Annotated in this window: 12 protein-coding genes and 1 pseudogene; 7 read left to right on the forward strand and 6 right to left on the reverse strand. The window is 45.8% G+C overall.

Annotated features, from left to right (window positions below; translation table 11 throughout):
- Positions 1–228: pseudogene (locus RLO19_RS18895) on the forward strand (RRXRR domain-containing protein); the annotation flags it as partial.
- An 81-nt stretch (positions 229–309) separates the two neighbouring features.
- Here the strand turns inward: RLO19_RS18895 and RLO19_RS18900 are convergent.
- Together RLO19_RS18900 and RLO19_RS18905 are read right to left on the reverse strand one after the other, a co-directional pair.
- Positions 310–696, reverse strand: coding sequence for a hypothetical protein (locus RLO19_RS18900; RefSeq protein WP_446358898.1), 387 nt, complete (start codon positions 694–696; stop codon positions 310–312).
- Positions 697–774: 78 nt separating this feature from the next.
- A complete protein-coding gene (locus RLO19_RS18905; protein ID WP_446358900.1) occupies positions 775–1053 on the reverse strand; it encodes a DUF1830 domain-containing protein in 279 nt (92 codons plus the stop codon).
- Between the two features lie 303 nt (positions 1054–1356).
- Between RLO19_RS18905 and RLO19_RS18910 the strand changes: the two genes are divergently transcribed.
- The gene (locus RLO19_RS18910) at positions 1357–2565 is read left to right on the forward strand and encodes a PAS domain-containing protein (protein ID WP_446358902.1); all 1209 of its coding nucleotides are present in this window, start codon (positions 1357–1359) and stop codon (positions 2563–2565) included.
- 211 nt (positions 2566–2776) lie between these two features.
- Entirely contained in the window at positions 2777–4246 is a 1470-nt protein-coding gene (locus RLO19_RS18915; protein ID WP_446358903.1) for a sensor histidine kinase, read from the forward strand.
- 148 nt (positions 4247–4394) lie between these two features.
- Here the strand turns inward: RLO19_RS18915 and RLO19_RS18920 are convergent, their stop codons facing one another.
- The 3 genes from RLO19_RS18920 to RLO19_RS18930 all read right to left on the reverse strand — a co-directional run bounded on the left by RLO19_RS18920 (position 4395) and on the right by RLO19_RS18930 (position 7393).
- Positions 4395–5108 (reverse strand): PEP-CTERM sorting domain-containing protein, encoded by a 714-nt coding sequence (locus tag RLO19_RS18920; protein ID WP_446358904.1) that lies wholly within the window; start codon positions 5106–5108, stop codon positions 4395–4397.
- A 245-nt stretch (positions 5109–5353) separates the two neighbouring features.
- Positions 5354–6163 (reverse strand): molybdenum cofactor guanylyltransferase, encoded by an 810-nt coding sequence (locus tag RLO19_RS18925; protein ID WP_446358906.1) that lies wholly within the window; start codon positions 6161–6163, stop codon positions 5354–5356.
- A 135-nt stretch (positions 6164–6298) separates the two neighbouring features.
- The gene (locus tag RLO19_RS18930) at positions 6299–7393 is read right to left on the reverse strand and encodes a RuBisCO accumulation factor 1 (RefSeq protein WP_446358908.1); all 1095 of its coding nucleotides are present in this window, start codon (positions 7391–7393) and stop codon (positions 6299–6301) included.
- Between the two features lie 315 nt (positions 7394–7708).
- Between RLO19_RS18930 and RLO19_RS18935 the strand changes: the two genes are divergently transcribed.
- The 4 genes from RLO19_RS18935 to RLO19_RS18950 all read left to right on the forward strand — a co-directional run bounded on the left by RLO19_RS18935 (position 7709) and on the right by RLO19_RS18950 (position 12287).
- Entirely contained in the window at positions 7709–8650 is a 942-nt protein-coding gene (locus tag RLO19_RS18935) for a response regulator (protein ID WP_446358910.1), read from the forward strand.
- Between the two features lie 107 nt (positions 8651–8757).
- Positions 8758–9501 carry a bifunctional demethylmenaquinone methyltransferase/2-methoxy-6-polyprenyl-1,4-benzoquinol methylase UbiE gene (gene ubiE, locus RLO19_RS18940; protein ID WP_446358912.1) on the forward strand — a complete coding sequence of 248 codons (744 nt, stop codon included), beginning with the start codon at positions 8758–8760 and terminating at the stop codon, positions 9499–9501.
- 273 nt (positions 9502–9774) lie between these two features.
- Positions 9775–11055: an RNA-guided endonuclease InsQ/TnpB family protein gene (locus tag RLO19_RS18945; protein ID WP_446358914.1), complete on the forward strand. Its 1281-nt coding sequence runs from the start codon at positions 9775–9777 to the stop codon at positions 11053–11055.
- Entirely contained in the window at positions 11052–12287 is a 1236-nt protein-coding gene (locus RLO19_RS18950; RefSeq protein ID WP_446358915.1) for a DUF445 domain-containing protein, read from the forward strand. Before RLO19_RS18945 ends, RLO19_RS18950 begins: the two co-directional genes overlap by 4 nt.
- A 125-nt stretch (positions 12288–12412) precedes the next feature.
- Here RLO19_RS18950 and RLO19_RS18955 read toward each other — a convergent pair whose 3' ends face one another.
- Complete coding sequence (locus tag RLO19_RS18955) at positions 12413–13249, reverse strand: retropepsin-like aspartic protease family protein (RefSeq protein WP_446358917.1); 837 nt, start codon at positions 13247–13249, stop codon at positions 12413–12415.
- Positions 13250–13413 lie beyond the last annotated feature (164 nt).

Here is a 13413-nt window from a genome sequence, read left to right on the forward strand (position 1 = left end):
TGGTGTTCTGGAGACACCGAGAAACAAGTTTCAGTTAGCGATATTAACTGGAAACGACTAGGGCAATTTAGCGCCAAAAAAGTCCAGTTGTTGCAGCGAAGCACGGGGTTAATCGTCGTGCCTTCACCTGGACCCTTCAAATCTCACCACATTGAGTGGTTCGGTTTGACCTCTATCCCTCCCCAACCTGCTTCGCTGAGGTTGGGGTCTCACGAGGTAAAGCGATGAATTGGATTTAGAAGTCGGGGATCTACCAGAAAGAATTGGCGTTGAGACGGATGGATACTATGGTGTCCCTATCTCAAAATCCTAATAGCCGAACCAACGATAAAGTTTTTTGTTGGCATTCATCGGTGTAGTAGCAGAACAGCTATCATCTTGTTGAGGCAAGGAATGTAACATTTCATTCTGTTCTTGAAGTAGAGCAATAATATTCTGATGAATGAGTTCTTCGACCATCATTCGATCTTCTATGCAGGAGTAAAAACGTCGAGAGTTTTTGGGGAGTTCTTCGGATTCATTCAGGATAGTATAAGATTGTTCCGGAATTTGACTTAATACTTGGTTAATCAGCTGGTTACGTAAGGATGGCTGTTCAAAAGCAGCTTGATAAGGAGTCGCTGGATAAGTTGTCAAGATATCTTTAACTTCTTCAATGATAAGCAGACAGGTTAAATTAATAATTTTCTCCGACATGGTGGTGTTCCCCTTTTTTAGAGATAGTGTTGACTGCGCCAATCAAACAGCAACATTTACATCGAAATAATCAGTTGATTAGGCTGACAGTTTTACGAGTAATTTTTGGCAATTAACCAAAGAAGAAACTCCTTCATTTACCAAAATCTCTAATTTAGATTCGGAGTCAGTTTCAAACAGTAAACGCTCACCCGGAAAAATAACCCGCTGCCAATTGGTATGGGATTTACTCACGAGTCGGATAACTTGAATATGGCTGGTGGTATTAATATAACAGCATAGACTTTGGCGATCAGATGTACTTTGACTGAGTTTAGCGGCGGAAGCTTTTTGATCGGCAGTGGTTTGTGAATTCATATCTATATATAAATGAAGTCTGAGTGACAATGAGCGAGTAGGGAGGTTGCCAGTCCTAGCCAGAGAGGGATTGATCGGGGATAAACGTAGAACCCTATCCTTATATCTTGTCCGTGGGGAGGGCGCTGAAACCTTTAGCTTTACTAACATCTAGCAGCATATCAATGTTCCACCCTGCTCCACGTCTGTCTAAAGAAGGGGACTTATATTAAGTTGCTTTGTTACTCTGAATACAAACGCATTTGGAGAGCCAAATCAATTAATCCTTGCCAAACACCAAATAAAATACCTAAAAATCTATCTATGGAAGAATGTTTACAGAGAAAAATGGGTGCCGGGACGTTTGACATTGACTTGAAGCGGTTTGTTCAGCAGCTAGAGGCATTACAAGGGCGCTTAGATCGGCTTTACCAGCATATAGATACTTCAACCGGCAAATCTAGTCTGCTACCATCAGCCTTTAAAGAACTGGGTATGGCTTCAGAAGCACTGCAAGTGGCGATGGAGGAACTTCTAGTACAGGCGGAGGAATCGGCTGCGATGCAAATAAAATTAGCAGCCGAACGCCAGCGTTACCAAGATCTATTCGAGTTTTTGCCTACTGCTTACCTAGAAACGGATACGAATGGAAAAATTACAGAAGCCAATCGAGCTGCTGCCAAGATACTGAATATATCACAGGGGTTTTTAGTCGGCAAACCCCTAGACATCTTCTTGATTAAATCCGATCGCCGCAAGTTTCCGGCTAAACTCATCCAGATTCAGCAGCGTAACGTCAAACAAGAATGGATTGCTCAGATTCAGCCACGTCAAGGTGAACCCCTGGAGGCGGCTTTGACTGTAACCCCCGACTGCAACTTAGAGAATCAGCCAATCCGTTTGCACTGGATAGTACAGGATATCAGCGATCGCCAACAGGCGCTGAGGGGGTCAAATCGCAATCATATCAACCTCTACCAGGATCGCCCCCGGCATGTTTATCATAAAGGCGAGACAGTTTCTCTCCAACCCCAGATCATTTGGCTAGTTTGCCAGGGGGTGCTGAAACTGAGTACTTTTAGCGAAAGTGGTGATGAAATAATATTGGGGTTGGCAGGAGAATCCTTATGCTTCGGTTCTAGGATGACGTCTCTACCGATTTGCCAAGCCACTGTTGTCTCGGAAACAGCAGAATTAGTGGGTATTTCCCTAACCGAAATTTCCGCCTCTTCTGAGCTATCCAATAGTCTTTTACCTCATATTAATCAGCGCCTGCAACAGACGGAATTTCTATTAGCAATTGCTGGTAAGCGACAAATAACGGACCGTTTGCACTGTTTCCTATCGTGGTTAAAAGAGGAATTTGGTCAACCAACAAAAGAGGGGACTCGTTTAACTATTCGCCTGACGCATCAGGATTTTGCTAACGCCTGTTGCACGACTCGAGTCACGATTACTCGCCTCTTCAGTCAGTTACAGCAGCAAGGAAAGATTACTTTTGACGCGCAGCGACATTTGGTATTAAGAGAATAAATGTAGGACTTACCGTTAAACCACCATCTGTAGGGAACATGTCGTGTCCCTACCATCAGCACGAGTCTCGCCAACCGCCAAGGGTTTAAACCCTTGGCTAACAGTTAAAGTCGTCTAAAGACGACTGGATAGAAAAACGAACTATGGTAGAGACTCCTCCGCCGGAACGTCTAATCTACTTGATGTGTCCTACTGCCTTGAATAAAATAAAATGTTTCAAGCCACTCGCCGCCGTCTGGCACTTTGGTATACAACGGTTACTGCCGTCTTACTATTACTATTCGCGACAGGAGTTTACTTGTACGTCCGCAGCACTTTAATTGAACGAGTGGACGATACCTTAAAGCATGTGGTGGAAGTTGTCGATCGCTCCCTGGTAATTGAGCCAATCGCGGGAACGATTACTCCTTATCAGATTAACGTAGAAGCTAGTTTTCGCGACAATACCCAAGCGGTGGAAGATGACCACATTGACTTAGAATTGTTTAGTCCCACGGGTCAGTTGCTGTGGTCAACCCTATCAGAACCCCTAGATGTTCCCCTGCATCCCCGACAAACAGCGGAAACTGTCCATCTATCCCCAGATCACCTGCTGCGTCAGTTTACCAAGCGAGTCGAACTTGGACGGTATGTTTTAGGGTATTTACGGGTGAGTCATCCCTGGTTTGAAGTCACCAAACCCATCCGCCAGTTAATTGTTGATTTAACGGTGGGAACAACCCTAATGATTCTTTCCACCGCCGCGATTGGTTGGTTACTCTCAGAACTCGCCATGAAACCCGTGCGCGAATCCTACCAACGGTTAAAACAGTTTACCGCTGATGCCTCCCACGAGTTAAGAAATCCCATCGCCACGATTCAAACTAATGTGCAAGTGGCGCTAGCTGATCCAGATATGGAACCGCAATGGCAACGCCACCAACTCAAGGTGGTGGAACGATTAACTCAGCGCTTGGGAAGGTTGGTGAATGATTTGCTATTTTTGGCGCGGGTTGATAGTGGTATGGTACAACCTGAATGGCAACCTGTCCCCTTAGATGGGTTGCTGATGGAAGTGATTGAAGAACAACAGTTAATTGCCGATCAAAAAGGTATTTTTCTGTCGCTTCATTTGCCGGAAACCCCTGATTTTGATTTAAACTACAATGATGTGAATGCTGAATCATTTGTTGATTCCACCTCTGAATCAGAGACACGCGATCGCATCCCCACTCTGCAACCGCTACAATCGCCTGATGACGAGGCTTTTACCATTCTGGGCGACTGGAATCAGTTAGCGCGTTTATTTACCAATCTCGTCAGTAATGCGGTGCAATATACTCCAGCCAAAACGGACAAAGACGAGGAAGGATGGGTGCAGGTGAAACTAGAATTGGTTAAGCGTGCCAACAAAAGTGGACGACAGGGTTCTTCCTGGATTCAAGTTCAAGTTCGCGACAATGGTATCGGGATTCCTGAAACCGCATTACCGCTGATATTTGATCGCTTCTACCGCATTGATCCCGCCAGAACTAAAGATGCGGCGTCAGGTTCCGGATTAGGGTTAGCGATCGCTAAAGCTATTGTAGACAATCATCATGGTCAGATTCACATAGACAGCACACTGAATCATGGCACTACGGTGACTGTAATTTTAAATAATCAACTTACTTCACACAAACGAATTTATGTCAATAGTTAAGTTGATTATTGATTGGATTAGCATTTCCTTCGCCAATGCGACAGCCCAAATAAAACTCCTCCAGTTTAACGACTGAAGGAGTATTTTATTATTTCAGGGAATCACAAATCTCTGTCAAAACACCTGTGATTCTGTATCAATGCTTGGACTAACTTTTTTTCTGCTTTTTGTCATACTCTTTTTTAAGCAGACCGCCAAATCCTAGGGCTAAACCTGAACCCAGAATGGTAAGCGGTTCAGGGACAGTAGCCACTAAAGAATCTGCGGTCAAATCAAAATTGGCTGGTCCGCTAATCATCAATGAAATTGATTGCACATCGGTGAATGTCATAGCTGAAGCATTGTCAAACTCACTGAATTTGAAGATAACAGAGGTTGGATCAGTGGTTTCAGAGACAGTCTTAGTTAGAGTCGCGGTATTGTTAACAGAGAGAGTTAAGACCGCACTCAAATCAACAGTGAGTATATCAAAACGGAAAAATTTATTCATTCCGCCTCCGGTCACATCTAGATTTAGACCACTTCCGCCTACCCCATCCCAGGTAATTATGGTCTTACTCTTAACTCCAGTATCGTTGCTGATCGTCAGAATTCCCGGTTCGGGAGGTGGAGGTAGTGCGTCTACTTCCGCATTTAGCAACCGACCGAATTGATTGTCTATAATTTCCAACTGGACATCCCGCTCTCCACCAACGATTTCGCTAGTTGAACCCGTCACCGAGTCAAAAACTGTACCACTTGTCGCAGAGACACTTTGTAACCCATCATCAAAGGAGTCAATTGTAATCGTGGCGGCTTGAGCTTCACCCACACTAAATGCGAGCGTCCCAGCAACAACACTGGCAACTAAATGTCTTTTCATGTTTCCCTATTGGTGCTAAAGAACTACTTTGTTGTACGGCTTTACCGAACCCGTTATGCCAGAGATTTCCTTACAACCTTGCTGTGTCAGTATTTGAGGTAAAAAAAAGACTAGAAACTGCCTCTAAATCGCTAAAAATTTTGTCAGCCAAGGATTAAAGTAGAAGAAACTCTATAACGAATTCGGCTGAAACTTTATGAGAACTTTTCTCATCCTACCTGACTCAAATAAAAAAAGCAAGATGTTTATAAAATTTTAAAATCTTCTGGTGTATTACAGTTAAATAAAACATGGCGATCGCGAACCGGAAGTTCCTGGACGGGATGCTGTGCGAGCCATTTTTGAAAGGAGCGCCCTCCTTGATTAATATACTCAATCAATTGGGGTAAACATCGGCGTCGGTAAAAGCCACATAGAGGTTCCCAGCCTTTGGGACTTCGGGGCAGCAAAGCAATTGCATCTTTGGGAGTATTTGTCAAGTGAGTGACCCAACCTTGCAAAACATCAGCTTGGAGTTGGGGCAAGTCACAGGCGAGTAAAAGAACCCAATCCCGTTTCACTTGAGTCAATCCTTGAGCAAAAGCCACCAAAGGACCGTGGGATCGAGCCTCTCCCAACAGGAGCATTTCTTGGATGAGATGACAATTTTTCGGCAAAATTTCCCGATATCGTTCGGGCCAAGGAGTGACCACAAAAACTTCACGAGTACATTTAAGGGCAATTGTACAAACCTGTCTGAGTAACGGTCTACCTTGAATAGGAATCAAGGCTTTGTCCTGACCCATGCGAGAACTTTTTCCGCCAGCTAAAATCATCGCCGAGAACGGTACTTGGGAATCCGTTAGCACAGCAGACAGTTCATCTGCCAAATGCAGCCGTCCTCGCCGTACCGCCCGCAGTAAGCGATCGATAACACATTTGTCCTCTGTGGTGAGATCTTCGCCTAAAATCGCTGCCATCAGTCCGTAACGGTCAGCTTTCGTCATGTAGCCAGAACTGGTCGCTTGTGCAAAGAGTTCCGAGAGAGCGCCCGGAAGAAGAATAGGAGATTGCATAGACAACTGCAGCACAACATCGATCAAGTCAAGTTAAGTTAATATTCCTCAAAATTCACCAACATAACGTGATAATTCTCCGGTAGATCGGTGATACCGATCACTTCCCCCTACAGCCTACAGCCCCTTAAACCTTCATTCATCAATTTGCCACAGATCCCGACTCAAGGGCTCATCGAGAATTTTCTTAGGACGCAACACGAGAATTATCTGTCCCAATAACGGTATATCAGGCTGTTCAGAAAACCACTCTATCGCTAAGGTTCCCGATTGATCGACCATAAAATAACTATCGGCATCCCATTGTGTGTTTTTTCGGTCAACAATGAGCAACACCGCTTCTGATTTTTCATTCTCTTGCTTGGGAAGCTGAGTGCTGTTACACAAAATTGCCACAGGATCTTGTGCCTTTGAGACGATTTGCCAACCAGGGATGGCGACAATCTGTTGCTGATGGGAAGCGTCCATAATATGAAAAGCCCCCTTTGTCTCAACCGCCTCCACTTGCTGGAACTCGGCGGTGGTTACCGGAAATTGACCCACCAAGGAGAGCAGTCGCGGTAACTGTTCACTATCTTCGACGCGATAGAAAGGCAAACGGGGTGCCCGACGGCGGCTACCCCCAAAGGGTTCTGTGAGTAACTGCTCAATTTCTTGACGCGAGGATTGGCTATGAGCAAACATTAACCCCCGTGCAACTAGCCGCGAGCGTTCCTGTAAATTCTGCTGTTGTTGGGCAAGTTTCCAGTATTGGTACGCCACAGCATCACCAGGATGGTTAGAAAATCCTTCGGGTGGGGTACGGCGACGGGATAACTCTTTCATCGCTTTTGCCACCTCACGGGCGCCATCAGAATCCAGATTTCTAGCAACAATAAACTCAGCCGCTGCAGCCCGTTCCGGTTGAGTGAGAATCCGCAACTCATATAGGATATCGCTCCCTGTCCGTTCAAAGCGCGATCGCACCGCCTCCGATACCCCAGCTTTGACTAACGTTTCATAGACCTGAAATGCTACAATGACTTGATTCTGTTGGATTGGCTCAAAGCCCGTTTGTTCAAAAATGGCTTGGGAGCTATAGCCAGCGCTTTGGAGTTGTTGACAAGCTTTTCCCCACTCCACCCAGTTACGTTCTTTGCGCCTGAGCAACTGAATCAGTGCATCAGCATCTACTGTCTCTGAGTTAGCTTGAGGGTTATGGTGAGGATTTGCGGGTGATATTTCAGTCATAATGGGAAGAAGAAGTTGCCGTGTTTTTGAGTTAACAGATGTCTTGAATTTCTCGTGATTAAATAGTAATAGATTTAAGCCACAACTAGCTAGGGGCAGATAAAAAAATTAAACGTAAATGGCATTGACCTAACATGAGTTTGTCGTCGGTACAGAGTTTTTTTTCGAGAAACCCTCGCCTCCTGACGATAAACCCTTAAGTCATTGACATTCGAGTTAGAACAGTTTACATCATTGGGCAGCTCTGAAAGCCAAAATCGCCTTCCCCTTGTGGCTCGCCCGTTCAAACTCACACTTGGAGTTTGTTGTAGTGTTATGGACAAGGTGAACCCTAATTTTGATAGTATCACTCGTCAGTTCATGAGTTTGGAGCGATCGCAAAAACCTAAAATGCTTGTGGTAGATGATGAACCCGATAACCTGGATCTCCTCTACCGCACCTTCCGGCGTCAGTTTAGTGTATTCAGAGCCGAAAGTGGCGCTCAAGCCCTGTCTATTCTGGCTAATCAGGGAGAAGTCGCCGTGATTATTTCTGATCAGCGGATGCCAGAAATGAAGGGAACGGAGTTTTTGAGCAAAACCGTCCCCCAGTTTCCTGATACCATGCGGATTATCTTAACTGGGTTTACGGATGTCGAAGACTTAGTCGAAGCCATTAATGCCGGACAAGTCTACCGCTATATCACCAAGCCGTGGGACCCGAATGAACTCAAAACCGTTGTGGAACGGGCAGTTCAAACTTACGAACTCCTGAAGCAACGCACCGAGGAATTGCAGCGAGCCCATGCTCAAATGGCACTGATGGAAACTCTGGTACAGATGGCACAAAGATCAGATAGCCTAGAAACCAGCTTGCCCCAAATCGCCCAAGTATTTAGCGACAGCTTTGGCACAGATGCCTGTATCCTGCAACTTGTAGAGGGCGATCGCTTGATGGATTTGCAAGGTTACTACACCAAAGAGGCATTTTCTGTCAACCCCCTAAACTCCGATCCCCTCTTGGCAGACGCGATCGCCAACCATCAGCTACAAGTCTGGATCAACGCCCCTGGTGCAACTCCAAAAGTTGCCACAGACTATTATCAGGATATCGGCATTCAAGCCCACCTGCTGATTCCGATTATCCACCGCAGCGAACTTCTAGGGCTACTCTCACTCCAATGGCGAGAACAGGCGTGTAAACTGAGTGAAGATGAGCTAAAACTCATCCATCTATCAGCCCAGCAGGTGGGTTTAGCGATCGCGACAAGTCGTTGAGTTTTGAGTTTTGAAGGTTGTCGGGGCGGGTTTCACCATGATCTTTTTTGTCTCACCCGGATGTCACTAAACCGACTGAGTGCGAGAATTATTTGGACAAATGACCCATGACAAATGACCATTCCCCATCAGAGATCCGCCATTTATTTGATCGCATCGCCCCGGTTTACGACCAACTCAACCAGTGGTTAAGTTTGGGTCAACACCGGATCTGGAAACGGATGGCGGTAAAGTGGTGTGACCTAAAGCCCGGTGAGATTGGTTTGGATTTATGCTGTGGTAGTGGCGATTTAGCTGAACTTTTAGCCCGATACGTGGGTGCAACGGGTCAGGTGTATGGGGTTGATTTTTCTCCTGGGCTACTCGCGATCGCTAAAGCTAGAGTTACCCATCATTATCCCCCCTTAACCATCCACTGGATTGAAGCAGATGCTCTAGATTTACCCTTCGAGGATAATTTTTTCCACGGCGCCACCATGGGGTATGGTTTGCGGAACGTTACCGATATTCCCCGTTGTTTGCGACAACTGTACCGAGTCCTCAAACCGGGTGCGAAGGCGGCTATCTTAGACTTTCATCGTCCCCAACACTCACCCCTGCGTCAGTTTCAGCAATGGTATCTAGACACAATTGTCGTACCCCGTGCCAAATCCTTGGGCTTAGAACAAGAATATGCCTACATCACTCCCAGCTTAGAGCGATTTCCTAACGGAAAGCAGCAAGTTAAACTTGCCCAGCAGGCTGGATTTGCCCACGCCACTCACTATCCCATCGCTGGGGGGATGATGGGCGTTTTGGTTATCACGAAACCGGAGAGTCTTGATGGGGCGGGTAAGCTGCTTGAAACCTAGGCAGAGTTGGAGGTGTGGGGTGTCATTTAGCTTTTTTATCCGCCCATTGAGCTGTAGAGCCTAAAATGGGGATCAGGGATTGGGAATTATATAGCTGTCGTCATGGGGTTAACAACTCAGATAAAACGCTGTATATATAAAACGCCAACGTCAACCCTTTCCACCAATCCTTGGTTATCTGATATCTAGTCTTTGTGTTTTCATCAGTACACACAATTGATTACACACACATCTACTATTATAATGGAAAAAGCACATTGAGAGGTCGATTCAATGCTAGTTCTTGAATACAAAATCAAAGCAAAGCCGCAGCAAGACAAAGCTATTGATGAAGCCATCAAAACGGTGCAGTTCATCCGTAACAAAGCAATTCGTTATTGGATGGATGCGCCAAAAGACGCCAAAATTGACCGTTTTGCCTTGAATAAGTATTCAACAGCACTACGCAACGAATTCCCCTTTGTTAAAGCCCTAAACTCGATGGCTGTGCAAGCTGCCGCCGAACGAGGCGGGTTAGCAATTTATCGGTTTTACGATAACTGCAAATCCAAAAAAGCTGGCAAAAAAGGATTCCCTCGCTTCCAGAAAGACAATCGTTCGGTTGAGTATAAAACTAGCGGCTGGAAACTTCATCCAACAAAACGCCGTGTCGCTATTACCGATAAAAAGGGAATTGGTGAACTCAAGCTATTGGGAAAATGGGATATCCATCAGTATCCAGTCAAGTCCATTAAGCGGGTTAGGCTTGTGCGTCGGGCTGACGGGTATTACTGTCAATTTGCTGTTGATGTCGAGTGTCTTGATATTCAACCGCCAACAGGTCAAGAAATTGGGCTGGATGTTGGGTTGGAGTCTTTCTATACTGACTCAAACGGACACCAGGAACCTAACCCAAAGTTTCTGCGTAAGGCGGAAACTGCTATCAAGCACAGCCAACGAGCCATCTACAAGAAGAAAAAGGGTTCATCAGGTCGCCGTAAAGCAGTAGCTCAGTATTCCAGGAAACACTTAAGAGTAAGTAGGCAACGTACCGAACACGCCAAGAGACTGGCGCGTCACGTTTGCAAGTCTAACGACTTAGTGGCCTATGTAGACGCGCCAGCGGCTTGCCGAAGGCTAGACTTAAGGGTCGCCAATATGCTCAAAAATCACTGTTTAGCTAAGTCAATTGCTGATGCTAGCTGGTATCAGTTTAGACAGTGGCTAGAGCATTTCGCCGCCAAGTTTGGAAGATTAGCTGTTGCTGTTCCACCTCAATACACATCTGTTGAATGCAGTCAGTGCAAAGTGATTGTGAAAAAATCTCTCAGCACAAGAACCCACGTTTGTAAGTGTGGATTGATTCTGCAAAGAGATTGGAACGCGGCTATAAACATTTTGCTCAAGGCAAAATCTAGGGGAGGGCATCCCCAAAGTAACGCTGTAGGAGTTGAAGCCTCTACGCTACTTGGCGCAAGCCTGGTAGAGCAAGTTTTGACGTTGAATACAGAATCCCACGCGCTCTATCGCCGTGGGAGTGTCAACCGTTCTGTATTACGCCGATTGCTGTTTTGAATTTATCGAACCTGTGGCTGCTATTCTTGCCTCCAATCGCAGGGGGAATTATTGGCTATTTCACCAATGATTTAGCCATTAAAATGCTATTCCGTCCCTACCGCCCTATTTATATCGGTAAGCGGCGGTTGCCATTTACACCTGGTTTAATTCCCCATAACCAGGAACGCTTGGCGAAACGGGTAGCCGATACAATTATGGGTTCTTTGTTAACCCCCTCGGAGATGCAACGACTAGCACGGCGTCTACTGCATCGGGAACGGGTGCGTGGGGCAATTCTGTGGATGCTCAATCTGACATTGGAACAAGTCCAGTTGGATAAGGAACAGAAAACGGCTAAGATTCTCGCGGCTATCCTCCACGACTTATTGGGAGAATCCCTACCACGCTTGCTGAAAGTTTTATCCCGTCGTGAGGATTTTTTAGAAGCCCAGCTTAACCAAATTTTTGACCAGATTTTGCTGGAGTTTCAACTGAATGATCAACAAGCGCAACAGCTTTCGCAGTGGATTATCCAAGTGGCATTACCCCCTGATGTTTTGCGTCAAGGGATTATTGATTTCTTAACGGATCGCAATATCCAAGTCATTGATGAAGGGTTTCGCGAGAAGACAAGCGGCACTTATTGGATTGTCGCCAATTTATTTGGGCTACGTAATACTCTAACCCGTTTGCGAACCTATTGCTTAGACGAGAAAGAGGAAAGCAATGCGCGTCTCTTAGAATTGTTGACGGCTTTGGGCGCCCGTGAGCGGTTACAGTTATGGCTGCAAAGTCTATCTCTACAAAATTTGCCCGTGTCTACGGTGCGACAGTTACGCAAAACTATGCGAGATGCGGTTCGCACTTATATTCGAGAGCGGGGCAGCGACTTTCTGCAGGGTTTAAGTCAATCCATTGACTGGGAAAAGGTGGCGGTATTAATCTTAAATCGATTGCGAGAGTCGGCGATTATGACTAGCTCAATGGAACTGATTAGTCAAGAACTGGCATTAGTTTTGGAGCGTTATCTAGAAGAAGATTTAGAAAAATTGGTAACTCAGATTATTCCGATTTTATCAATTGATCAGGTCATTGTCGAGCGGGTAAGAGGTACGTCGCCGGAATCCTTGGAAGTTGCCGTTAAAGTGATTGTCAAAAATGAATTACAAGCGATTGTTAATTTAGGCGGGATTTTGGGTGTAATTATCGGACTATTTCAGACGGGATTAATCCTATTCAGGGGATTTTGAGTCATTCGGCACCATTGTAGAGACGTTGCATGCAACGTCTCTACATAAATGATGTGTCCTAACCGCTATGGCAGTTGCTATAATTAAGAATTCTGGATAAGTCATAAGTCATCAATCATAAAAAATTATGAACGTTTGCGAAATTCAATCACATCATCTTTGATCGTAATGTCATAGCCGTCAAAGAAGTCATGTCCCAAGAGTCCAACAGGCATTGATGGCGGTGCGATCGCGACCTCGATCTTTCGTTTCAGGCGACCATCAACTTCCATGGACTCCAGGATCGCTACTGGCATTTGGACAATCGCACCGTCTGCTACACCCATCTGAGTGATTCCGACAGGTTTTAAATTCAACGTGGACGCGATCGCTTGGGTGATGAGGGTATTAGTCGCCCCTGTATCAAACAGCATGCTAAATTGCCGCTTGTCATTAAAGGTCACTTCGATAATTGGAATACCCCGAAGTTTGCCTTTAATCGGCACCGAGAAAAACTGGGGACTATTATCACCTTGTTTTGGTTTAGGCGGTGGCGGTGTGGAGCGCTGTTTGGCATCCGCTAGCAGGTTCTGGTATTGAGATAGCTTTTGTTGGGCGGTTGAGTGGTTTTTACTCGAAGCCGGTACAGCTTTTAATAACTGAATCGCTTCTTGCCAACGATTCGCCACTAATTGCCAATCCTCCCGACTCACCGCCGATTGACTAATCGTAACCGCACTTGTCGCTACATCAACGGCTTCTTCATAGGTGTCCGATTCAGGAGGTGGGGGCGGTAGGGGTATTGACGCTTGCGGTTTTGGGGAGACAGAAGCAGAAGGGGTGGAAACCGGACTGGCGGCTTGAGTCGGAGTAGGACTCGAAACACTCTCCGCCTCACTCTTACTACATGCACTATTGAGTAGGGTTAATGTACTCAATAAAGCGATCCAGACGCTACGACTCCAGAAAGATTGCCACATCATCGGTCATTTGTCCTGTGTCATTGGTCATTTGTTAAATAATTATCGCACTCAAAACTTGGTTAGGGCGGGTTTTGTCCAAACTTTACTATCAATAGCCAAGTAGAAAGTCCCTAAACCCACTCCTACAAACCATGTCCTTGAGCCAGGGGGAGGAGCAAAACTCA

Source organism: Coleofasciculus sp. G2-EDA-02, assembly GCF_040226375.1.
In the GTDB taxonomy this organism is placed as follows: domain Bacteria; phylum Cyanobacteriota; class Cyanobacteriia; order Cyanobacteriales; family Coleofasciculaceae; genus Coleofasciculus.